19 protein-coding genes, 1 other RNA gene and 1 other annotated feature are annotated in these 23236 nt (G+C 45.2%); of the genes, 2 read left to right on the top strand and 18 right to left on the bottom strand.

Annotated features, from left to right (window positions below):
- Positions 1-14 precede the first annotated feature (14 nt).
- The 5 genes from recD2 to cymR all read right to left on the bottom strand — a co-directional run bounded on the left by recD2 (position 15) and on the right by cymR (position 5863).
- Positions 15-2411 (bottom strand): SF1B family DNA helicase RecD2, encoded by a 2397-nt coding sequence (gene recD2, locus ACQVGS_RS07465; protein ID WP_059293517.1) that lies wholly within the window; start codon positions 2409-2411, stop codon positions 15-17.
- A gap of 24 nt (positions 2412-2435) precedes the next feature.
- Positions 2436-3056: a tetratricopeptide repeat protein gene (locus ACQVGS_RS07460; RefSeq protein WP_106020347.1), complete on the bottom strand. Its 621-nt coding sequence runs from the start codon at positions 3054-3056 to the stop codon at positions 2436-2438.
- Positions 3057-3140: 84 nt separating this feature from the next.
- The gene (gene mnmA / locus ACQVGS_RS07455) at positions 3141-4256 is read right to left on the bottom strand and encodes a tRNA 2-thiouridine(34) synthase MnmA (RefSeq protein ID WP_004398509.1); all 1116 of its coding nucleotides are present in this window, start codon (positions 4254-4256) and stop codon (positions 3141-3143) included.
- Positions 4257-4284: 28 nt separating this feature from the next.
- The gene (locus tag ACQVGS_RS07450) at positions 4285-5427 is read right to left on the bottom strand and encodes a cysteine desulfurase family protein (protein ID WP_151174397.1); all 1143 of its coding nucleotides are present in this window, start codon (positions 5425-5427) and stop codon (positions 4285-4287) included.
- A 19-nt stretch (positions 5428-5446) separates the two neighbouring features.
- Positions 5447-5863: a cysteine metabolism transcriptional regulator CymR gene (gene cymR, locus ACQVGS_RS07445; protein WP_003225879.1), complete on the bottom strand. Its 417-nt coding sequence runs from the start codon at positions 5861-5863 to the stop codon at positions 5447-5449.
- A gap of 201 nt (positions 5864-6064) precedes the next feature.
- Between cymR and ACQVGS_RS07440 the strand changes: the two genes are divergently transcribed.
- A complete protein-coding gene (locus tag ACQVGS_RS07440; RefSeq protein WP_103672583.1) occupies positions 6065-7330 on the top strand; it encodes a replication-associated recombination protein A in 1266 nt (421 codons plus the stop codon).
- A gap of 41 nt (positions 7331-7371) precedes the next feature.
- Here ACQVGS_RS07440 and ACQVGS_RS07435 read toward each other — a convergent pair whose 3' ends face one another.
- The 5 genes from ACQVGS_RS07435 to ACQVGS_RS07415 form a co-directional block, all read right to left on the bottom strand.
- Positions 7372-8136, bottom strand: a complete 765-nt coding sequence (locus ACQVGS_RS07435; RefSeq protein ID WP_059293512.1) for a tRNA threonylcarbamoyladenosine dehydratase — start codon at positions 8134-8136, stop codon at positions 7372-7374.
- Between the two features lie 83 nt (positions 8137-8219).
- Positions 8220-8412, bottom strand: a non-coding RNA gene (ssrS, locus tag ACQVGS_RS07430) — 6S RNA.
- A gap of 60 nt (positions 8413-8472) precedes the next feature.
- Entirely contained in the window at positions 8473-10251 is a 1779-nt protein-coding gene (gene aspS, locus ACQVGS_RS07425) for an aspartate--tRNA ligase (RefSeq protein ID WP_024122315.1), read from the bottom strand.
- A gap of 13 nt (positions 10252-10264) precedes the next feature.
- Positions 10265-11539 carry a histidine--tRNA ligase gene (gene hisS, locus ACQVGS_RS07420; protein WP_024122316.1) on the bottom strand — a complete coding sequence of 425 codons (1275 nt, stop codon included), beginning with the start codon at positions 11537-11539 and terminating at the stop codon, positions 10265-10267.
- Positions 11540-11629: 90 nt separating this feature from the next.
- Positions 11630-11860, bottom strand: a binding site (T-box leader).
- 59 nt (positions 11861-11919) lie between these two features.
- On the bottom strand, positions 11920-12090 hold the full coding sequence (locus ACQVGS_RS07415) for a YrzK family protein (RefSeq protein WP_010335119.1): 171 nt from the start codon (positions 12088-12090) through the stop codon (positions 11920-11922).
- A 133-nt stretch (positions 12091-12223) separates the two neighbouring features.
- Here ACQVGS_RS07415 and ACQVGS_RS07410 point away from each other — a divergent pair, with 133 nt between their 5' ends.
- A complete protein-coding gene (locus tag ACQVGS_RS07410) occupies positions 12224-13765 on the top strand; it encodes an N-acetylmuramoyl-L-alanine amidase family protein (RefSeq protein ID WP_151174398.1) in 1542 nt (513 codons plus the stop codon).
- Positions 13766-13789: 24 nt separating this feature from the next.
- Here ACQVGS_RS07410 and dtd read toward each other — a convergent pair whose 3' ends face one another.
- From dtd to comN, 8 genes are all read right to left on the bottom strand, one after another.
- Entirely contained in the window at positions 13790-14230 is a 441-nt protein-coding gene (gene dtd, locus ACQVGS_RS07405; protein ID WP_106022203.1) for a D-aminoacyl-tRNA deacylase, read from the bottom strand.
- A gap of 12 nt (positions 14231-14242) precedes the next feature.
- Positions 14243-16447: a GTP diphosphokinase gene (relA, locus tag ACQVGS_RS07400; protein ID WP_010335122.1), complete on the bottom strand. Its 2205-nt coding sequence runs from the start codon at positions 16445-16447 to the stop codon at positions 14243-14245.
- 167 nt (positions 16448-16614) lie between these two features.
- The gene (locus tag ACQVGS_RS07395; RefSeq protein ID WP_010335123.1) at positions 16615-17127 is read right to left on the bottom strand and encodes an adenine phosphoribosyltransferase; all 513 of its coding nucleotides are present in this window, start codon (positions 17125-17127) and stop codon (positions 16615-16617) included.
- Between the two features lie 5 nt (positions 17128-17132).
- A complete protein-coding gene (gene recJ, locus ACQVGS_RS07390) occupies positions 17133-19493 on the bottom strand; it encodes a single-stranded-DNA-specific exonuclease RecJ (protein WP_254517804.1) in 2361 nt (786 codons plus the stop codon).
- Between the two features lie 66 nt (positions 19494-19559).
- On the bottom strand, positions 19560-19895 hold the full coding sequence (locus tag ACQVGS_RS07385; protein ID WP_024122318.1) for a LapA family protein: 336 nt from the start codon (positions 19893-19895) through the stop codon (positions 19560-19562).
- A gap of 75 nt (positions 19896-19970) precedes the next feature.
- Positions 19971-20468: a cation:proton antiporter regulatory subunit gene (locus tag ACQVGS_RS07380; RefSeq protein ID WP_024122319.1), complete on the bottom strand. Its 498-nt coding sequence runs from the start codon at positions 20466-20468 to the stop codon at positions 19971-19973.
- 159 nt (positions 20469-20627) lie between these two features.
- Complete coding sequence (gene secDF / locus ACQVGS_RS07375; protein WP_024122320.1) at positions 20628-22841, bottom strand: protein translocase subunit SecDF; 2214 nt, start codon at positions 22839-22841, stop codon at positions 20628-20630.
- Between the two features lie 37 nt (positions 22842-22878).
- A complete protein-coding gene (gene comN / locus ACQVGS_RS07370; protein WP_010335127.1) occupies positions 22879-23175 on the bottom strand; it encodes a post-transcriptional regulator ComN in 297 nt (98 codons plus the stop codon).
- Between the last annotated feature and the right edge of the window lie 61 nt (positions 23176-23236).

Below are 23236 nucleotides of genomic sequence, written 5' to 3'. Positions count from 1 at the left end.
CACGGGAGCCCTTTTTACAGCTGTTCTTCTTTCATAAAATCGAATGGCGTAATGCCTTCCATTCCGATATTTGCGTCGTGCACGCTGAACGGGAGCTCTTTTTGCAAAGCCGCCAGCTCAGCATCCATTTCAGCCGCCTGCGCTGACAGCCTGTTTTTTAATGAGGTCTGTCTGACAGTCGCGTCATTATTTTTCACGCCCCACTCCAGCGCTTCCTCTTCCCCGCATAAAATGAGAAATTTCTTCGCCCTCGTGATGGCAGTATATAGAAGGTTTCTTCTGAGCATTCTATAGTAGCCCTTCACTACAGGAAGAACCACGATCGGAAATTCACTGCCCTGCGATTTATGAATAGAGCAGCAATACGCATGAGTAAACTGACTGAAGTCTTTTTTCGTAAACGTCATTTCATTGCCGTCAAAAGAGACAACAGCCATGTCTTCTTTTTCTGTATTTTCCTTCGCGTAGAAAATTGAAGTGATTTCTCCAATATCGCCGTTAAACACATTGTTTTCCGGCTGATTGACAAGCTGCAAAATTTTATCCCCGGTTCTATAGACAACGTCACCGAACTTAATTTCTCTCCGCTTTTCTTTTGGAGGGTTTAAAATATCCTGCAGCATCACATTCAGCTCATTGATTCCGGCTTTCCCTCTGTACATTGGGGCGAGGACTTGTATATCTTTTGCCGTATATCCTTTTTTCAATGCATTCGCAACAACCTTCTCAACCACTTCTTTAATTTGCGAACCACCGCAGCGAATAAAGGAACGATCCTTTGTCGGGGCCGTCAGGTTGTTCGGAAGCAGCCCGTTTTTCATCTCGTGGGCAAGCTCGACAATCGACGATCCTTCCGCTTGCCGGTAGATGTCTGTCAGTCTTACGGTCGGAATCACCTGGGATGCCAAAAGGTCTCTGAGCACTTGACCGGGTCCGACGGAAGGCAGCTGGTCTTCGTCTCCGACAATGATGATTTGAATATGGTCAGGGATCGCTTTGAACAAATGATTCGCAAGCCATATATCGAGCATACTCGCTTCATCGATAATCAAAAGCTTCCCTTCAATCGGCTGGTCCTCTGTATGAGTAAATCCTTCCGCGCCGTTCCAGCCGAGCAGCCGATGTATCGTAACCGCCGGAAGACCCGTTGACTCACTCATTCGTTTCGCCGCTCTACCTGTAGGCGCGGCCAGCACAATCGGAAAGGCTTCATCTTTTTTATAATCCGACGGATCAAGCGAAGCACCGTGGAGTTCTCCATACAATTCCACAATGCCTCTGATGACCGTTGTTTTACCGGTACCCGGTCCTCCCGTTAAAAGAAGCATCGGTGACGACAGCGCTTTTTGTATCGCTTCCTTCTGACTCGGCGCGTACTGAACATTCATACGCTCTTCCAATTCCCCTAAAGCCAGAAGGAATTCTGATTCAGGAAACTGGTCGTCATATTCGGTTTGGCTTGCGATCTGTTTCACACGCTTTGCAACATTTTGTTCAGCGAAAAACAGCGACGGAAAGTAACATCGTTCATCTTCAATGACAATATCCTTATTCTCTCCAAGCGCAATCATTGCATTAGCGGCATCCATTTCTGTAATGCGCTGTCCATCTGCCGCTGACTGATTTAACAGCGTTTGGGTTTCGATAATCAGCTGCTTCGTTTCTATGTACGTATGCCCTTCTGAAAGGCATGTCGTTTCAAGCGTGTACAAAATAGCCGCTTTTATCCGCTCAGGATGATTCCCTGAGAGCCCCATTCTTCCGCCAAGCTCATCTGCTTTTCCAAAGCCGATGCCTTCCACGTCTCTCACAAGCTGATAAGGGTTTTCCTGAATTTTCTCCAGCGTCTCGGATTCATAGGCCTGATAGATTTTCATAGACAGCTGAGGGCCGAACCCAAATTGATTCAGCGAAATCATAATTTGCTCCAGTCCCTGATGCCGCTGCAAAGCACCGGCAAGGGTGTCAGCTTTCTTTTTTGACAGTCTCGGAACATCATAAAGGACTGAAGAATCAGCCAAAATTTTATTAATCGCACTGTCACCCAGTTTTTTCACAATCTCTTCAGCGGTTTTTTTACCGATTCCTTCAAACAGATCGCTCGACAAATACTGAATGACGCCTTCTTTTGTTGTCGGGATCTCCTTTTTGAAATGCTCAGCTTGAAATTGCAGTCCGAACTTTGGGTGAGTAACGGTTTTTCCGTAAAACGTGTAGGTCTCTTCTTCTTGAAGCGCAGGGAAGTAGCCCGTCACGGATACGACTTTATCTTCAATAGCTTCGGAGGTCTCTGTGACTTTCACTTTCAGAACCGTATATAAATTGGCGTCATTGTGATAAATGACGGTGTTTACTGTCCCTTTTAAAAAGGGCTCCTCCTCCATTTTCAGCTGATCCGGGTGCTGCTGCACGAGCCGTCCCTCCTCCTGAGCTTTTTATGATGGGTCGATCAGTTTTTTTGCATGAAGCGCCAGCATATGATCGGACTGGATTTCGATAGCCTTGTCCAGCATTTCAAGCGCTTTTTCACGATTTTCTTTATAAGCATAAGCGACACCAGAATTATAAAACGCATCCGCATGCCCGGGGTCTTGCTCTGTTACAGCTTCGAATTGGCTGAGTGCTTCGTCCAGCATGCCTTCGTTCGCTAAGCACATCCCGAATTGGAAACGCGCTTCTGCATCGTTTTCATTCAGCTCGACGGCTCTTTGTAAATATGGCAGAGCGAGCTTAGGCTGCTCAAGCTTTACGAGAACGGTTCCAAGCATGTAGAAAAGATCACCGTTCTCCATTCCGGCACGCAGCGCTTTTTCAAACATGTCTTTCGCTTCTTTGTACATTTCTTTTACAACATAGACATTTCCTGCTCCATAATAAGCAGTGGCTGCCCCACTGTCTAAGTCAAGCGCTTTTTCATAAAACGCAAGCGCCCGTTCCAGTTCATTTACTGATGAAAGCAGGTTAGCAAAGTTAATATACGGAATTGCGTCTTCTTTGTTCTCTTCAATCGCTTTTGTAAAAGCCTCTGCCGCTTTTTCGTAATCGCCTTCCTGCATTGCCTCTATACCGGCTTGATTGTAGTCCACAGACATCTTCCTTTCACTAAAAAACCCCAACTCGCTGTTGAGGTTTTTTTCATTTTATACATACCACAATTTTGTTCCGTCTTTATATACGTCATCGATGGTTCCGCCGCCAAGGCATTCTTCGCCATCATAAAAGACAACGGCTTGTCCCGGTGTGACAGCACGGACCTGTTCGTCGAAGATAACCTCCGCTTCGCCTTCCCCAGTCATTCGAACCGTGACTTTATGGTCTTCTTGACGGTAACGGAATTTAGCCGTGCAGGAAATCTCTTCGCCCTTCATGATATCCGAACGAACCCAGCTGATATTGGTTGCTGTGATTTTATCGGAGTAAAGGAGCGGGTTGTGGAACCCTTGATCCACGTAAAGGATGTTCTTTTCAAGATCTTTACCGACCGCAAACCACGGCTCGCCGCTTCCGCCGATGCCAAGGCCGTGACGCTGTCCGATCGTGTAGTACATTAACCCGTCATGGCGTCCTTTTACTTCGCCGTCCATCGTCATCATATCGCCCGGCTGTGCAGGGAGATATTGGCTAAGAAACGTTTTGAAGTTGCGTTCGCCGATAAAACAGATGCCTGTGCTGTCTTTTTTCGTTGCCGTTGCAAGTTCTGCTTCTTTGGCAATTTCACGCACACGGCTTTTTTGAAGCTCGCCGATCGGGAACATGACTTTGCTTAGCGTATCTTCTGTCAGCTGATTCAAGAAGTACGTTTGATCTTTGTTTTCATCAATGCCGCGCAGCATTCTGACTTTGCCGCCGCTTCTGTCGACCCTTGCATAGTGGCCAGTCGCTAAATAGTCGGCGCCAAGTGACAGTGCATGCTCCAAAAATGCCTTGAATTTAATTTCTTTGTTGCACAGCACATCCGGGTTTGGTGTTCTGCCTGCTTTATATTCATCGAGGAAGTATTGAAATACCTTCTCGTAATATTGCTTTTCAAAATTAACGGCATAGTACGGAATTCCGATTTGATTGCAGACGCGGATCACATCTTCATAATCCTCTGTCGCCGTGCAAAAACCGTTTTCGTCCGTATCATCCCAGTTTTTCATAAAGATTCCGATCACGTCATAGCCCTGTTCTTTTAACAGCAGAGCCGCCACAGATGAGTCTACTCCGCCGGACATGCCGACAACGACTCTTGTATCCTCCGGCCGTTTTTCCATTTCATTCACTCCAATAATTAAGTCCGCCTTATTGTGTCAGCCGCTTTACAACGGCAGCCACATGTTCGGCAGCGGTTTTCACTTGCTCAGCCGTATTGCCGAGACCGAAGCTGATTCGAATTGAGGACGTCAGCCGGTCGCTCTCTTCACCGAACATGGCAGTCAGAACGTGTGACGGCAGGACTGAACCAGCGGTGCACGCTGATCCGCTGGAGACCGCAACTCCCGCCATATCAAGATTTACCAGCAGTGCCTCCACAGATGCACCGGGAAAATAAAGGTTCATGACATGCGGAAGGCTATGCTCTTGATCTCCATTGATCTCGAATGCCACATCGGCATCCTTAAGCGTACCGGCAATGATTGTTTTAAACGATTGATACTTCTCGTTTTTTTCGTCCCGTTCTTCGCCCGACAGCTTGACCGCTTCTTTCAGCCCGACAATTCCCGGAACATTTTCTGTTCCGGCACGGCGTTTTCTTTCTTGCTCTCCTCCGAATAACAGCGGAGAAAGCTTTACATCCTTACTTGCATATAAAAAGCCTGTCCCTTTTGGCCCGTTGAGCTTGTGCCCAGAAACAGACAGAAGGTCAATATGGCTGCTTTTCACATCAATTGGAAAAAACCCGAATGCCTGAACAGCATCGGTATGAAAATAAGCCGTGTGTTCCTTCAGCAGCTCGCCGATTTCATCGATCGGCTGCACAGTTCCGACTTCGTTATTTCCATACATCACTGTCACAAGGATTGTATCATCACGTAGTGCTTCTTTCACCTGATTTGCACTGACTCTGCCGTTTTCATCAACATCCAGATACGTCACTTCAAATCCGTCTTCCTCCAGTTTTTCGCAAGTGTGTAGCACGGCGTGATGCTCAATTTTTGTCGTGATGATATGTTTTCCCTGATCTTTTCTGGCAAGCGCAGTTCCCATTATCGCTAAGTTGTCGGCTTCCGTTCCCCCGCTAGTGAAAATAATTTCCTGTTCTGCCGCACCAATTTCAGCTGCAATCTGCGCTCTTGCTTCGTCCACCCATTTGCGTGATTCTCTTCCAAATGAATGAATGCTGGATGGATTGCCGAAATTTCCGGAGAAATGCGGTATCATTTTCTCCAGCACGCGATCATCCATCGGAGACGTTGCGGCGTGATCCAAATAAATCCGTTCCATTTTGTTTTACACCTCTGATTTAAATATAGAACATATAAGCTTCTTGCTCCCCATCTGTATAGCTGGCAAGGTCCTCTAATGTTGTGCTGTCTAACACTTCTTTGACGGCATCCCGTATGCGGATCCACAGCTCCCGCTTGGCAGGCTCCTCGTCTTCGAGCACTTCCACAGGGCTGATCGGACCTTCAAGCACGCGGATGATGTCTCCAGCTGTAATGGCATCCGGCTCACTGCCTAATACGTATCCGCCGTATGCGCCTCTGATGCTTTTGACTAAGCCGGCATTTCTGAGCGGTGAGACCAGCTGCTCTAAATAATGCTCTGACAAATTATTTGTCTGTGCGATGCTTTTTAATGAAGTCGGGCCTTCACCATGCTTTTTCGCGAGCTCGATCATAATGGTGAGACCGTATCTTCCTTTAGTTGATATTTTCAACATGAACACCTCTGTTATTTCATGATTTTCCACATATATAATGGTAATTTCTATATAATTCGTCCGTTTATTAAATAATAGACCAACTGCTATTATAGCATACCTTCTGCGAATTTTCATGGAAGCTGGCGGAAACGGGGCTTCCCCCTTTTCTAATTTCCGGTTTTCCGTTACCCTGTAATTAAGTAAGGAGAGATGATGATGAAGCCATTGGCATATCGGATGCGTCCGACGAAAATAGAGGATATTATCGGCCAGCAGCATCTGGTGGCTGAAGATAAAATTATCGGCAGAATGGTTCAGGCAAAACATTTGTCATCCATGATTTTGTACGGGCCGCCCGGAATTGGAAAAACCTCAATCGCAACAGCAATCGCCGGTTCAACAAGTATTGCTTTCCGCAAGCTGAATGCCGTTATTAACAATAAAAAGGATATGGAGATCGTAGCCCAAGAAGCCAAAATGTCCGGCCAGGTCATTTTGATTTTGGATGAAGTCCACAGACTCGATAAAGGAAAACAGGATTTTCTTTTGCCTTATTTAGAAAATGGCATGATTATTTTAATCGGCGCCACTACAGCTAACCCATATCACGCCATAAATCCGGCCATCAGAAGCCGAACGCAGATTTTTGAGCTAGAGCCATTAACACCTGAATTGATTAAACAGGCATTAGAGCGAGCTCTTCATGATGAGCACCGGGGGCTTGGCACATATTCCGTTTCAATTGATGACCAGGCGATGGAGCATTTTGCCCACGGATGCGGAGGAGATGTCCGTTCCGCTTTAAATGCGCTTGAGCTTGCCGTATTGTCAACGAAGGAGTCTGCGGACGGCGTGATTGACATCACGTTAGAGTCTGCGGAAGAATGCCTGCAGAAAAAGAGTTTTTCTCACGATAAAGACGGTGATGCGCATTATGACGTCTTGTCCGCTTTTCAAAAATCGATCCGCGGCTCTGATGCCAACGCCGCTCTTCACTATTTGGGCAGATTAATTGAAGCGGGTGACTTGGAAAGCATCGCGAGAAGACTGTTGGTTATCGCCTATGAGGATATCGGCTTAGCCAGCCCGCAGGCCGGGCCGAGAGTGCTGCATGCAGTTCAGACCGCCGAACGTATCGGCTTCCCTGAAGCGCGCATACCGCTGGCCAATGCGGTCATTGAGCTCTGTCTCTCGCCAAAATCCAATTCAGCTATTTTAGCAATCGATGAAGCGCTCGCGGACATCAGAGCAGGAAAAATCGGCGATGTCCCAAAACATTTAAAAGACGCGCATTATAAAGGAGCACAGGAACTTGGAAGAGGAATCGACTATAAATACCCTCATAATTACGAAAATGGATGGGTTGAACAGCAGTACCTCCCTGATCCTTTAAAGAACAAGCAATATTACAAACCGAAGCAAACTGGTAAATTTGAATCTGCGTTAAAGCAAGTGTACGATAAATTAATAAAAAGAAAATAAAAAAACAGCCTTGAATATGCTTCAAGGCTGTTTTTTATTCATTATTTATCCTTCACGCGTTTGATTTCAATATCTTTCAAAAGATCCATGACAACATGACCGCCCATAATCAATCCCGCAACTGACGGCACAAAAGCATTAGAGGACGGCGGCATTTTGGCTTTGCGGATTTTCGCATCGTCATTTCCGACTTCTTTTCTGACGTCTTCCCGGATTACAATCGGGCTTTCATCGGAGAAAATCACTTGAACGCCCTTTTTGATGCCTTCTTTACGGAGTCTCGTACGAACTACCTTTGCAATTGGGTCAGTATGTGTTTTAGAAATATCTGCAATTTGGAAACGTGTCGGGTCTGTCTTATTCGCCGCACCCATACTGGAGATCAGCGGAATATCCCGTTTCAGACATTCTTTCATTAAATGGATTTTATAATGAATGGTGTCTGACGCATCAATCACATAGTCAAGGTTATACTCAAAGAATTGCTCATACGTTTCTTCCGTATAGAACATTTTTAACGAAATCACTTCACACTCGGGGTTAATGTCTGCAATACGCGCTTTCATTAAATCCACTTTCGGCTGACCGACAGTTGAAAGAAGAGCGTGAAGCTGACGGTTTACGTTTGTGATGTCCACATCATCCTTATCAACAAGCAGGATGCGTCCAACGCCTGAACGTGCAAGCGCCTCCGCTGCGAACGATCCGACGCCTCCAACTCCAAGCACAGCAACCGTGCTGTTTTTCAGCGTTTCAAGGCCTTCTTTTCCGATAGCTAATTCATTGCGTGAAAACTGGTGTAACAAGAACCTCACTCCACATTCGTAATCTGGTTTTCATATGATAAATGGCTATTACAGAAACAGCCGTTTTTTCTGCGCATAAAAAATAAAGTCCCAATTGTGCCGTTGCAGCTTTCCTTTGTTTTGAACCCGCTCTCAGCAGGTGGGTGCCCTCTTTTAAATCTTGTAAGTCCTCTTTACCGAATGAAAAGAGGCATGTACGCCATTTAAAAATGCGGGCTCCCAAATCAAAAAAATGTTCGGTCAAAACTAGGTGTACAACTAACACATCAGGACTTTATTTAACTTGTCAAAATCATATCACAGACGATTTTGATTTTCAAGAATCGAACTGCACATTCAGTTCTTTACTTTTGATTTAATAGAAAGGTGAAGTTCATCAAGCTGCGCGTCGCTTACTTCTCCCGGCGCATCTGTCATCAGACAGCTTGCACTTGCCGTTTTCGGGAAAGCGATCGTATCTCTCAGATTCGTACGGCCGGCAAGAAGCATCACGAGACGGTCTAAGCCAAGCGCGATTCCGCCGTGCGGAGGAGCGCCGTATTCAAATGCCTCAAGAAGGAATCCAAACTGTTCTGCTGCTTCTTCTTTTGTGAAACCAAGCAGTGCAAACATTTTTTCCTGAATATCCTTTTCGAAAATACGGATCGAACCGCCGCCAAGCTCATAGCCGTTTAAGACGAGGTCATAGGCTTGCGCTTTCATGTCCTCAGGCGCTGTTTCAATCAGCTCAAGGTCTTCACGGACAGGCATTGTAAACGGATGGTGCGCTGCGTAAAAACGGCCTTCCTCCGCATCATGCTCTAAGAGCGGCCAGTCAATAACCCATAAGAAGTTGAAGAGGTTTTCATCAATGAGTCCCCGTTCTTTCCCAAGCTTTAAGCGCAGGGCTCCGAGTGATGCGGCAACAACTTCGAATTTATCCGCTCCGAACAGCAGCAAGTCACCCTCAGCGGCATTAAGTGCTTCAATCAGCTTAGACTGCTTTTCATCATCAAAGAATTTGGCGATCGGGCCTTTCACTCCGTCCGCTTCGACCTTCACCCAAGCAAGTCCTTTCGCTCCGTAATTTGCGGCAAACGCGCCTAGAGCATCGATGTCTTTTCTTGAGTAATCGCCTGCCCCGCCTTTTACGTTGATGGCTTTGACTACACCGCCGTTTGCCACAGCTGATGAGAACACCTTAAATTCAGTATCTTTTACAATGTCAGATACATCTGTCAAAAGCATGTCAAAGCGAGTATCCGGTTTATCAGAACCGTATTTGTTCATCGCCTCGTCATACGTCATTCGAGGCAGAGGAAGCTTGAGTTCCACACCTTTCGTTTCACGCATAATCTTTGCCATCATATCCTCAGCCAATGACATAATGTCTTCCTGGCTCATAAAGGACATTTCAATATCGATTTGCGTAAACTCAGGCTGGCGGTCCGCACGCAAGTCCTCATCACGGAAACAGCGGGCAATCTGATAATAGCGTTCAACGCCTGAGACCATCAGAAGCTGTTTAAATAGCTGCGGAGATTGAGGGAGCGCATAGAATTCACCTTCGTGCACACGGCTCGGCACCAAGTAGTCACGTGCGCCCTCAGGTGTGCTTCCTGTTAAAATCGGCGTTTCAATATCAAGAAACCCTTTTTCATCTAAAAAGCCCCGAGCAGCTCTCGTCACGTTATGGCGCAGCTGGATCGTTTGAAACATAGCCGGTCTGCGCAAATCTAAGTAACGGTATTTTAAACGCACGTCCTCTGATACATCATCCGCTTGATCAGAAATGGCAAACGGAGGCGTCTTCGCAGCACTCAATACAGTCACTGCATCAGCGTGAATTTCAATCGCGCCTGTTTTCAAATTCTTATTCACTGTACCTTCTTCGCGCGCAACCACTTTTCCTTGAATATCAAGTACGTATTCGTTTCTTATGCCTTCCGCAATAGCAAGCGCTTCTTTTGATACATCAGGGTTAAAAACGACTTGAACAATTCCCGTACGGTCACGCAAGTCAATAAAAATCAATCCGCCGAGGTCCCGTCTTTTTTGGACCCAGCCTTTCAGCGTTACAGATTCGCCAATTGCTTTTTCAGTCATTTCGCCGCAATAATATGTTCTTCCAAACAATGCGTTCCACTCCTTATCCCTTTTGGTTTGCTTTCATCACATGTATCAATTCATCAAGAGCCACTTCAATCTGTTCGCCTGTTTTTGCATCCTTTACATTGATTTTGTTTTGAGCAAGCTCATCCTCTCCCAAAATCGCAATAAATCTGGCGTTGAGGCGGTCAGCTGTTTTAAACTGGCCTTTCATTTTCTTATTTTCGTAATCAATTTCACTGGAAATGCCGGCTTCTCTCAGTTTGTACACCAACGAAACGGAATAATCCTTCGCTTTCTCGCCAAGCGTCACGATATAGCAGTCAATCCCCTGATCAACAGGCAGTTCTCTTTTTTCAGCATCAATTGCGGCAAGCAGGCGTTCAATGCTCATCGCAAATCCGATGCCGGGCGCTTCTGGTCCGCCGATTTGCTCGACCAATCCGTCATAGCGGCCGCCGCCGGCAAGCGTTGTAATCGCGCCAAAGCCTTCCGCATTGCTCATGATTTCGAATGCGGTATGATTATAATAATCCAGCCCTCTCACAAGGTTAGGATCAATTTCATAAGAAATGCCGAGATCGTTTAAATATTGCTTCACTTTTTCAAAATAAGCGGCTGATTCTTCATTTAAGTAGGTAAGAATAGAAGGTGCCGATTTCATCAGCTCATGATCCCGGTCCTTTTTGCAATCCAAAATTCTGAGCGGATTGGTGTGCAGACGTGACTGACAGTCTGAACAAAATTCCTCGATGCGCGGCTCAAAGTGTTTCACGAGCGCTTCTCTGTAGCTTTTGCGGCTGTCCCGATCGCCAAGACTGTTTATCACAAGCTTGACGTTTTTCAAGCCGGCCTTCTGATAAATACCCATTGCCAGCGCCATTACTTCAGCATCTATTGCAGGGTCTTTCGAACCAATCGCTTCGATTCCAAACTGATAAAACTGGCGGTAACGGCCTGTCTGCGGACGTTCGTAACGGAACATAGGGCCGACATAATACAGCTTTGTCGGCTGAACAGGATTCGCAAATAATTTATTTTCATTAAAAGCGCGAACTGCTGCAGCAGTTCCCTCGGGGCGAAGCGTCAGGCTTCTGCCTTTGCGGTCCTGGAAGGTGTACATTTCTTTTTGTACAATATCCGTAGACTCCCCGACGCCTCTGGCGAACAGTTCTGTATGCTCAAAAATCGGCGTGCGGATTTCTTTATATTGATAAGTTCGGCAAGTGTCTCTCATGATTTGTTCAACATACTGCCAGCGCTCTGATTCTCCGGGCAGAATATCTTGTGTTCCTCTTGGAATGTTATATCCCATGTGTAGACCTCCTTATGTATCCCTTATAAAATATACATTTATCGTCAATGATGAAAAATAAAAAAACTCCCGCCCCTACTATACACATATAGTAGGGACGAGAGTTATACCCGTGGTGCCACCCTAGTTGGAATATTTTCGTATTCCCGCTCGATCCTTTAACGCAGGTTCACGTTCACTGCCTAATGACGGTATCACGCGTTCAGCAGGAAACCTCCGGAGTGTTGTTTCGAGAAAGACGCAATGGGAGCCGCTTTCAGCCTGGGGCGGTTCCTCTCTAGCCATGCAATCTGACCTACTCTTCTCCATTATTGGTTCAGTTTAATTATTATTTATTATGTACTCGATTTCTATTATAATAATGGCATTGCTGTACTCTGTCAAGCTTTATTCCGGTTGTTTTTCTGCTGTGATGCTTCTTTGGACATAAGACCAAATTCCGTTGCCGTTTCAGTGAGATAACCGATTGTATCAGGATCGGCATGATCACTGAAATGCAGGTTTCCTTCGCCGTCGTGAAATGCACGTCCCATTTTTGGATGATATTTCATGATTTGCACACCTTTTTCATTGGATTTATGCCTAGTATAAACAAATCATTTTATTTTTATTTAAAAATCAGAAAGGACTTTACGATATTAAGAAAGAATGCTTTTTTTTATGATCATTAGAAAGGAGGACACAATGAGCAAGAAACACTTTGTCCTTATTGTATGTATTATCGTCGCCGGGGCGCTTTTCCCGCCTTTTTCTGCCGTTACAGCCGCTCAGGGAGAAGCGGTCATCGCAACAGATGAAATGAACGTCAGAAGCGGTCCGGGGCTTAGCTACGGCATCATGGCGGAGGTGAAAAAAGGAGAACGCTACCCCATCTTGAAAGAAGACGGAGACTGGGTGCAAATACAGCTTGGTTCCGGAGATAAAGGGTGGGTTGTCTCCTGGCTTATTACTAAGGAAAAACAGTCAGGCACAAGCTCTACAGACAGCAGTGAAACTGTAACATCAACAGATCCCGATTTACGGATGAGAACAGGCCCTGGTACTTCATACGAAGTCATCGGCAAATTCCCGCAGGGCAGCCAAGCCTCAGTGATTGACAAGGATTCCGGCTGGATCAAAATATCATATCGAAATTCCACCGGATGGGTATCTTCCGAATACGTCACTTCAGGCAGCGGCAGTTCAGCGTCTGAGGAAAATGATCAGACAGAATCATCTGGTTCAACAACGGGCACGGTTGGCGTTTCTTCACTGAATGTCAGAGGGTCCGCCTCACATGATGCAGCGATTATAACAAAACTCTCGCGAGGAACGAAACTTACAATCCTCGAAGAGAAAAACGGCTGGCTCCATATTGAAGTGAATGGGCTAAAAGGCTGGGTCGCAAGCCATTACATTGTGACCAGTTCTGACCCAGCTGAAGTCAGCAGTTCAGACAGTACAAAAAAAGCCTATATCGTATACGGAGGAACGAATTTAAGAAGCGATGCCTCAACATCAGCTTCTATCGTTAAACGCGCAGCCAAAGGCGATGCGTACTCCATTACCGGATCAAAGGGCAGCTGGTATGAAGTAAAACTTGACAATGGGCAGACCGCTTATGTCGCCAACTGGGTGGTACAGACGTCTAAAAGCGCTGAAGAATCCGGAGAGCCGCCTGTCGCTGATTCCGCTTCCGGAAGCGGGTCGCTGAAAAACAAAGCGATTGTTGTCGATCCGGGGCATGGAGGAAAAGACAGCGGAACAATCGGCTATTCAGGCCAATTCGAGAAAAAACTGACGATCAAAACGGCGAAACTGCTGGCCAGCAAACTTAGATCAGCAGGAGCAGACGTGTATGTGACACGGCAGGATGATACATTTGTCAGCTTACAGTCACGAGTCTCGACGTCTCACTACCGCAATGCAGACGCCTTCATCAGCATTCATTACGACAGCTTTGCGGATACTTCTACAAGGGGAAGCACAGCTTATTACTACAGTCCTGCAAAGGATCAGGAACTGGCATCAGATGTACACTCTGAAGTGGTTAAGCGATCTTCAATTCCTGACCGCGGCGTACTGTTCGGAGATTATTATGTGCTCCGTGAAAACAAACAGCCCGCTATGCTGTACGAGCTAGGATATGTAAGCCATCCGCAGGAAGAAGCCATTGTACATAGCAATTCATATCAAGAAAAAGTAACAGACGGAATTGAGAGCGGATTGGAGAAATATTTTCAATAAAAAAAGCTGCCTTTTGGCAGCTTTTTATTTTGAATCCATAATCAATGTGACCGGTCCGGAGTTTGTGAGCTTTACATCCATCATGGCGCCGAATTTACCGGTTTCTACTTTGATTCCTTTTTCACGAAGCAGGTCATTCCATTTTTCATAAAGCCCCAAAGCCTTATCAGGTTTTGCGGCGTTCATGTAGTTCGGGCGCCGTCCTTTTCTCGTATCTCCGTAAAGCGTAAACTGTGAAACAGACAAAATCTCTCCGCCTGTGTCCAGAAGCGACAAATTCATTTTTCCATCGCTGTCATCGAAAATGCGAAGATTCACCACTTTATCCGCTAAGTAAGCGGCGTCCTCTTCTGTATCATCGTGAGTGATGCCGACCAGGACCATAATGCCTTGTCCAATTTGGCCGATCACATCTCCATCAACGGTTACGCTTGCTTCTGTTACTCGCTGAACGACTAATTTCATTTTCTGACTCCTTTAATTCATGACGCGGCGCACAGAATATATATCCCTTATTTGCTTAATGCGCTCGACGACTTTATGCAGATGATTGATGTTCTGGATAAAAATAGCCATATGAATGGTTGCCACTTTGTTGCGATCCGATTTGCCAGAGACAGAAGAAATATTTGTTTTCGTTTCATTCACTGCCTGAAGCACCTCGTTAAGCAATCCGCGGCGGTCATACCCAAGAATCTCGATCTCAACATTGTATTCCTTGCGTTTTTGCACCTGTGACTCATGTTCCCATTCTACGGGGATCAGCCGCTCCTGCGCTTCATTCGTTTTGACATTCGGGCAGTCGTCGCGATGGACGGAAACCCCTCTGCCTTTTGTAATGAAACCGACAATATGGTCACCAGGCACAGGATTGCAGCATTTCGATAAACGCACAAGGAGATTGTCGATCCCCTTGACGCGAACGCCAGCTTCCCGCTTTCTTCCTTGCGGATACGGTTTAGGCTCCGCAGTGACATCCTGAACAATTTTTTCTTGTTCTTCCTGATCGCGCTGTTTTCTTTCTTTTTCCGTCAGCCGGTTCGCCACCTGCAGGGCTGTGATGCCATTGTAGCCGACCGCTGCGTACATGTCTTCTTCATTTGAGAAATTAAATTTATCTGCAACTTTTTGGATGTTCTCCGGTGTCAGGACGTCCTTCACTTCAAAGTCCAGATTTTTAATTTCTTTTTCAACCAATTCACGGCCTTTTTCGACATTTTCTTCGCGCCGCTGTTTCTTAAAGAATTGACGGATCTTATGCTTCGCCTGAGAGGTTTGAGCAAGCTTCACCCAATCCTGACTCGGACCATAGGAATGCTTGGAGGTGAGAATTTCAACGATATCACCTGTCCGGAGCTTATGGTCAAGGGTCACCATTTTTCCGTTGACCTTCGCACCGATTGTTTTATTGCCGATTTCAGAGTGAATCCGGTAAGAGAAATCAATCGGGACAGAACCGGACGGAAGCTCGATGACATCTCCTTTTGGCGTAAAGACGTACACCATATCCGAGAACAAATCGATTTTGAGCGATTCCATAAATTCTTCGGCATCTGTTGATTCATTTTGGAACTCCAAAATTTCGCGGAACCATGAAAGCTTTTTCTCAAATGTTGCGCTTTCACTCGCTGCTTTTCCTTCTTTATAAGCCCAGTGAGCCGCAACCCCGTATTCCGCGATTTCATGCATTTCGAAGGTGCGGATCTGCACTTCCAGCGGGTCGCCTTTAGGCCCTATAACTGTTGTATGAAGCGATTGATACATGTTCGGCTTCGGCATTGCGATATAATCTTTGAACCTGCCGGGCATCGGCTTCCAGCAGGTATGAATAATGCCGAGCACCGCGTAGCAGTCCTTTATGCTGTTCACGAGAATCCGGACAGCAAGCAGATCATAAATTTCATTGAATTGCTTATTTTGCAGCACCATTTTTCTATAGATACTGTAAATATGTTTCGGCCGGCCTGAGAAGTCAGCCTTGATGTTGACTTCTTCGACACGTTTTTTCACCTCATTGACAACCTCGTCGACATAAAGCTCGCGTTCTGCGCGTTTTTTCTTCATGAGGTTGACAATTCTGTAATATTGCTGAGGATTCAAATAACGGAGCGCCGTATCTTCCAGTTCCCATTTAATCTTTGAAATCCCGAGGCGATGAGCCAAAGGAGCAAAAATTTCCAGCGTTTCATTAGAAATTCTACGCTGTTTTTCTTGGGGAAGATGTTTCAGCGTCCGCATATTGTGAAGACGATCCGCCAGCTTGATCAGTATGACCCGGATATCTTGAGCCATAGCGACAAACATTTTGCGATGATTTTCCGCCTGCTGTTCCTCTTGAGATTTATATTTAATTTTACCGAGCTTCGTTACACCGTCCACAAGCATTGCCACTTCTTCGGAGAATGCTTCCTTCAGGTCATCAAGCGTCACATCAGTATCCTCCACTACATCATGCAGAAATCCGCCCGCGATTGTGGATGGATCCATTTCAAGATCAACGAGAATTCCCGCAACCTGAATCGGATGAATGATGTAAGGCTCACCTGATTTGCGGTATTGCTCGCGATGAGCATCTTCAGCGTACAGGTATGCTTTTTCGACAAATGCGATATGCTCATCGGATAGATAACTGCGCGCTTTATCAATAACTTGCTCGGCAGTCAATACTTGTTCGTTCGCCATGGAATCACCTTTTTTAAAATGTAAACTGTATTGTAGTTTATTATCAAGAAAAAAACGATAGATGTAAAGAGCAGAAGTTCAAATCACCAAATAATATATCAAATAAATGCAAAACAATAGGAAAAAAGCACCCTGTATCGAGTGCTTTTTCCTTTATGAGGTTATCTTTAGTATTTCATTAATGTTAAGATGTCATAATTATCAAGTTTATTTCTGCCATCAAGGTAAGAAAGCTCGATTAAGAAAGCGATACCAGCTACAATGCCGCCAAGCTCCTCAACAAGTTTGATTGTTGCTTCAATTGTGCCGCCTGTTGCAAGCAGGTCATCTGTAATAAGCACACGCTGGCCTGGCAAAATTGCATCTTTGTGGATCGTTAATACGTCTTTGCCATACTCCAAACCGTAATCCACTTTGATGACCTCGCGCGGCAATTTGCCTTCTTTGCGCACCGGTGCAAATCCGACGCCAAGCGCGTAGGCAACCGGACAGCCGATAATAAAGCCGCGCGCCTCTGGGCCGACAACCAAATCAATTTGTTTTTCTTTCGCATATTCCACAATTTGATCTGTTGCATAGCGATAGACATCGCCTTTATCCATCAGTGTCGTAATATCTTTAAATTGCACGCCCTCTTTCGGGTAATCGGGTACAATTGTTACGTATTGTTTTAAATCCATCTGTTTTATGTCCTCCTCGTACTTTCATAAGCCTCTGAATCTTGTTTCATCAGCTTATTCAGCCATTCCTTCAGCTCTTCAGCCGCAGAATAATTCAGCTTTTGATCCAGCTCCATCAGCTGCTGTTTTGCTTGATATGTTTGCGAGTCTGTTAAATCGCGTTTTTTCGCTCCGCTTATTACAGACAGCACACCATTCTCTATTTTAACAAAACCGAGATCAAAAAACACCTTTGTCATGAAATTGATTGTTTCAACGGACCAGCCTTTATGCCTCGCAAGCTCTGAGCCGTGTTTATTCAAGTCAAAAGTGCCTCTTTTCAGCAAGAATGCATAATACCATTTAAAGTGGTCTCTTGCCGGAAAAGATGATAAAAAGTGTTCCTCATGATTGAGAAAGATGAAGTAAATCCGCTCAGGCGCTTTGCCTTCCAGCAAACGTGCGAGCATGTCCAGCGAAGGCGGAGAATCCAGTAATACAATATATGCATTGTCAAATTCACATGCCTTCGCTTGGTCTTCAGAACTGATAACGTGCACGTCATGGCGAAAATCTTCAGACTGAAGAAGCACTTTGGTTTCTTCTTTGAAGGAGACAATGACTCGTTTATCAGACGGAAGGGCGGAAACCGTATCTTTCCACGTGCGTTTTCCTCTTAAGTCAAACAGCTGCCATTCAGCAACAGCCGCATCCTTGATCATCAGCTGCGGTTTTTTTCTGTTATTCCATTCGTTGATCGACATTTCACCAACAATCGAAATTTTTGAACCGGGCACAATATTTTCCTCAAGCTCGCCTTTATTGAAACCGACGCAGTCAAGCTGGGAGGAATCGTTTCTAATCGTCATTTTGACATGATTTTTATTCGCCCCGATTTTGCGGACATCTTCCAGCACTGCGTTTTCTACCATCACATGCGGTTTCGGATTCAGCATGCCGAAGGGGGAAAGCAGATTCATCTCTGTGATGCTTTCAACCGTAATGTCCTCCACGCTGCATACGAGGTCTACTTCCTGTACAGGAATAAAATCTTCTTCTGTAAGCGTATTGTCAGCTATCTCATTCAGCCTGTTCCGCAATTCCGGCACATCTTCGGCATTCAGCGTCATGCCAGCCGCCATTGGATGGCCTCCAAAGTGCGGAAGAATATCTCTGCATTCAGAAAGGCTTTCAAACAAATTAAATTCCCTGATGCTTCGTGCCGAACCTTTGGCGATCCCTTTTTCTTCATCAATTCCAAGGACAATGGCCGGGCGGTAAAAACGGTCTACAAGCTTTGAAGCTACAATTCCGACGACTCCGGGATTCCACCCTGCTTTTGCCACGACAATCGCAGTTTGATTAAGCCCTTCTTGTTCAACCATTTCAATCGCTTCATCCGTCATTTTGCTGACCATCTTTTGCCGTTCTTTATTAAGCTGATCGATTTCAGCGGCAAGCTCTTCCGCTTCAAATGGGTCCTCTGACATCAGCAAATGAACAGCAGGATCGGCCTGTTCAATTCTTCCGACTGCATTCAGTCTCGGTGCGAGCTGAAATCCGACGGTTTCTTCGTTCGCTTCTCCGATTTCTCCGCCTGAGAGCTTAATCAGTTCTTTTAAGCCAAGCCGGTTCGTCCGCCGGAGCTTTTCGAGACCTAATGTTGCAATTAATCTGTTTTCATCATGCAACGGAACTAGATCGGCAATGGTGCCGATTGCCGCCAGGTCAAGAAGTTCATCTGGCAATTCGCCCAATAATGCGTGGGCAAGCTTAAACGCCACGCCCACTCCTGCAAGCTCCTTAAAAGGATAGGTGCAGCCAGGCTGCTTCGGGTGAACGATCGCATGGACATCCGGAAGCTCCGGTCCAGGCTCATGGTGGTCGGTAATGATGACATCTAAGCCAAGTTCCTTTGCTACCTTCGCTTCATGGACAGCGGCAATCCCCGTATCAACCGTAATAATGAGTGAGAAGCCTCGTTCTTTAATCGAGCGAAATGCCTGTTCATTAGGGCCGTAGCCTTCTTTAAACCGGTCAGGTATATAAAAATCAACTTGCGCCGACAGCTTTTGCAAAGTGTGCAGCATCACTGACGTACTGGTAACTCCATCGGCGTCATAATCGCCATATATCATAATCTGTTCTTGTTGTGAAATCGCCTGTTTTATTCGTTCTACCGCTTCTTTCATCCCCTTCATCTCATAGGGATCATAGAATTCGGTATCCTTTGTATGTAAAAACAGCCTCGCGTTTTCTGCCGTATCAAAGCCTCTTTTTACAAGCAGCGACGCAACAAGAGGTGTTATGTCCAATTGTTCTGTGAGTGATTTGACCTTTTCCTGATCTGGTCGCTGGATTTCCCATCGCATTTTTGACGCTAACATAAATTCACCCCTCAACCACCCTATTATACTAGAGCATGCTGAGGGGTTTCAAATATAATTCGAAAACTAGTCTTTTTTCTCAATAATGGCGGATGCATCCTGTGTGTCGGCTTGAACATCATTCAAATGAGCATCCTCTTGGTTATGTATCACATCCTGTGCGGTTTTGGTTTCTTTCCGCAACGCTTTTATTTCTCTCTTTAATTTCATGACTTGAAAAATTCCGGCAGAAAAAACGATCAGCGCCCCCATCAGTACTGAACCTAAAATGACTAGAATAAGCGGCCACTCTGATCTGCCAAACAGGTAATCAACTTCTACGGATCTTACATTAATGACTGCGAAAACAGCGACAAGCAACGTAAAAATAAGTGCAAATATAATCGTCCATTGTTTGTTCATTCGATTACCCCCAAACTTCACTTATTGAGGTTAGTTTCCCTATTCACATTGGTTTTAAACATGGCTTGACGCGAGTCAAGCCCCCAGTGCGGTTAATTTTTCACGGATCAGCCTCTTCAGTCCGTCTCTCTCTCCAGAGATGACGAGTGTATCTCCTTCTTCTATCACTGTTTCAGACCCTGGATTCAATTGCTTTTTCTGATTCTTCTTTAATATAGCGATGACTGTCGCTTGATATTCCTGCCGCACGTCCAAATCACCGATTGTCTTGTGAACGGCTGGTGCTCCTGCTTCTGCTTTAAACCATTCTATGATCAAATCGTCAAGAGCCACTTCCACGGTTTCTAACGCTTTCGGTTTATATGCCATCCCGCCCAGAATCGCAGAAATCTGTCTCGCTTCCGCATCATCAAACTGTACGGATGTCACACATTCTTCATGATCATTTTCGTCAAAATAATACAGCTCTCTTCTGCCGTCGTCATGAATGATAATTGATATTTTATCTTGGTTTCTGGTGACAATCTCAACTTTTTGCCCGATACCCGGCAGCTCCGACTCGCGAACCTTCATACCCAAACCCTCCCACATAAATGAAAACCTGTCACAAATCCTCTTCACACCATTTATATGTTTAATTGTAAGCGTATGTCATTATAGCAAATGTCTATTTTAAGATCAATCAAACGCCAAAAAATCAGGCTGCCCATAATGGACAGCCTGACAGTTACTCTATTGTTCCGTACCTTTTTTTAATTCTTTCCCTTTCCAAACAAGCCAAATTTGCGCGGCAATGTAGAGAGATGAATAAACACCTGTTAACAGCCCAACCAATAGAGCGATTGAGAAGTTTGTAATAGAAGATGCCCCAAAGATCAGCAGTGTTATGACAACAATCACTACAGTTAATACAGTATTAATGGATCTTGTAAAGGTTTGCTGCAAGCTTAGGTTTACGATATGGCTCAAATCGGCAAACGTTTTCGGCTTGCGCTTTTTCATATGCTCGCGAACCCTGTCAAATGTAACGATTGTATCGTTAATCGAATAACCGACAATCGTCAGGACGGCCGCAATAAAGGTAACATCTACCTCCAGCCTTGTAATGCTGAAAAATGTGACGATAAAGAAAGCATCATAAAGCAGTGAAACAATCGCAGCAATCGCCATTTTGTACTCGAATCGGATGGAAACGTAAATAATGATTCCGATTGAAGCAATGGCTACTGCGTACAATGCATTTCTCGCCAGTTCTTTACCAACAGTAGGTGACACCGTGCTGACATTCGGCTCGGATCCGTACTTGTCTTTAAAGTAATCTTTCACTTTTGCAATGGTTTCTTTATCAGGCACTCCTACAAAGCGGGCAACACCAATATTGCTCTTTTCGCCTGACAAGACAACCGTGTCAGGTTCCATGCCAAGTGATGCAAAGTCCTTCTCCACCTGCTCTGTCGTGAGCTTATGGTCACTTTGCACTTCAATCCGTGCGCCGCTCGCAAAGTCAATGCCCAGATTCAGTTTAAATACAAGCAGAATAATAATCCCGGCAACGGTAACTGCACTTGAGAAAATAAAGAAAAAGTTTCGCTTGCTCGTAAAATCCCATTTTTGGAACGGCGTATACGGTTCTGTATTTTCATCTGTGTCCTGGATGTCCACAATATGTTTCTTTTTGACGCCAAACCAGCCTTTTTTCCGGTCTAACCATCTGCTTTCCACAAGAAGCGAGAGCAGAAATCTTGATAAGAAGACTGCGGTAATAAAGCTTGTCAGAATCGACAGAATCAGCATTGTCGCAAACCCTTTAACAGAGCTTGTCCCAAAGACAAAGAGCACAACCGCTGCAATAATGGTTGTAATATTCGCGTCAAAAATCGTCGCAAATGACCGTCTGTTTCCTGAGCGGAAGGCAGAACGGACGGATTTTCCTAGCTTAAGCTCTTCCTTAATCCGCTCATAGGTGATGATGTTGGCATCTACAGCCATCCCGACCCCTAAAATGAGTGCGGCTATTCCCGGAAGAGTGAGAACAGCGTTCATCCAGTCAAAAATCTGGAGCGTAATGTATACATAAACTGATAGCGTAATCACCGCAATCAATCCTGGCAGGCGGTAATAGAAAAGCATGAATAGGAAAATAATAGCTATTCCGACAATACCTGCAAACACCGTATCGTGCAGCGCCTGCTGTCCAAATTGTGCGCCTACTGATGTTGAGTATTTTTCAGTCAGTTTAACAGGCAGCGCCCCGGCATTTAAAATGCTGGCTAAATCTTTCGCTTCCTGGACTTTAAAATGCCCTTCAATTGTAACGTCTTTTGTGTTTAATTCCTGGCTTACATTCGGAGCGGAAACATACTTAGGGTGCTCTTTTTGAACTTCTTTCTTAAAAGAGTCTCCTTTTTCGTAATCCATCCAAATGACAAGCTGGTTGTTTGGCGCCATTTTCATGACCTTTTTCGTCACTTCACCGAATTTATCAGCATCTTTCAGTTTAATACTGACAATCGGTTCATTTGTTTTGGCGTCGTATGTTTGTTTTGCCCCGTTTTCAACGAGATCAGAACCGTTCAGCAATTCTTTGTCATTTGTATCTCTAAAAGAAAGCTGAGCCTCAGTCGCCAAAATTTCCCGCGCTCTGTTTTGGTTTGTCACACCAGCGAGCTGAACACGAATCCGGTTATTTCCTTCAATTTGGATGTTCGGTTCACTGACACCGAGGACATTCGCCCTGCGGTTCAAAGCCTCTACTGTGCTGACCAGAACGTCTTTTGTGATTTTGTCACCTTTTTTTACGGGCTGTACGTCATACAGCACCTCAAATCCGCCTTGCAAATCCAATCCTAACGTAATATTGTTTGCAGCAGGCTTTGTAAAGTAGCCCAGCCCCGTGCCAATCAATAGAACGAAAAGGAAAAACGCAATCAAGCGTCCTTTTTTCATTATGTATATCCTCCCTTAAACCTATGCAGATCAACTGCTACCTCAGTAGTTCTTCCAATGCTTCCTGACCTTCTTCACTGCCCAGCCAATTAGACGTTTTAAATGACTCAACAGTTGCATAGTTCATAAATTCTCCAATTTTCACTGATAAAATATCCCTTGTCAGTTCATAGATGTGCAGCTCCGATTTCTTTTTCCACTTCTTGTTTTTTAAGTATGACCACAAACTATCGAGCTCAACATCATCATATCCCAGAATCTTAAACTCTTCCAGTTTGCTGTAAAGAAACGGCCTTACGTGGTCTTTATACAGATCGGCTGGATGCTTATCCACGAATTCCACGCTCCTTTTTTATTGTTTTTCAAGAAGACTTGTCATGCTTGGACGATATATA

Source organism: Bacillus sp. SD127, from assembly GCF_058566445.1.
The sequence above is the reverse complement of the archived record's forward strand: the minus strand, read 5'-3'. Positions and strand labels throughout refer to the sequence as shown.

Bases quoted from the DNA above. Each gene is read 5' to 3' on its own strand.
- ACQVGS_RS07460 (WP_106020347.1), bottom strand. From the start codon at position 3,056: ATGCAGGAAGGCGATTACGAAAAAGCGGCAGAGGCTTTTACAAAAGCG.
- mnmA (WP_004398509.1), bottom strand. From the start codon at position 4,256: ATGGAAAAACGGCCGGAGGATACAAGAGTCGTTGTCGGCATGTCCGGC.
- ACQVGS_RS07450 (WP_151174397.1), bottom strand. From the start codon at position 5,427: ATGGAACGGATTTATTTGGATCACGCCGCAACGTCTCCGATGGATGAT.
- ACQVGS_RS07440 (WP_103672583.1), top strand. From the start codon at position 6,065: ATGAAGCCATTGGCATATCGGATGCGTCCGACGAAAATAGAGGATATT.
- hisS (WP_024122316.1), bottom strand. From the start codon at position 11,539: ATGGGATATAACATTCCAAGAGGAACACAAGATATTCTGCCCGGAGAA.
- ACQVGS_RS07415 (WP_010335119.1), bottom strand. From the start codon at position 12,090: ATGAAATATCATCCAAAAATGGGACGTGCATTTCACGACGGCGAAGGA.
- ACQVGS_RS07410 (WP_151174398.1), top strand. From the start codon at position 12,224: ATGAGCAAGAAACACTTTGTCCTTATTGTATGTATTATCGTCGCCGGG.
- dtd (WP_106022203.1), bottom strand. From the start codon at position 14,230: ATGAAATTAGTCGTTCAGCGAGTAACAGAAGCAAGCGTAACCGTTGAT.
- relA (WP_010335122.1), bottom strand. From the start codon at position 16,447: ATGGCGAACGAACAAGTATTGACTGCCGAGCAAGTTATTGATAAAGCG.
- ACQVGS_RS07395 (WP_010335123.1), bottom strand. From the start codon at position 17,127: ATGGATTTAAAACAATACGTAACAATTGTACCCGATTACCCGAAAGAG.
- recJ (WP_254517804.1), bottom strand. From the start codon at position 19,493: ATGTTAGCGTCAAAAATGCGATGGGAAATCCAGCGACCAGATCAGGAA.
- ACQVGS_RS07385 (WP_024122318.1), bottom strand. From the start codon at position 19,895: ATGAACAAACAATGGACGATTATATTTGCACTTATTTTTACGTTGCTT.
- ACQVGS_RS07380 (WP_024122319.1), bottom strand. From the start codon at position 20,468: ATGAAGGTTCGCGAGTCGGAGCTGCCGGGTATCGGGCAAAAAGTTGAG.
- secDF (WP_024122320.1), bottom strand. From the start codon at position 22,841: ATGAAAAAAGGACGCTTGATTGCGTTTTTCCTTTTCGTTCTATTGATT.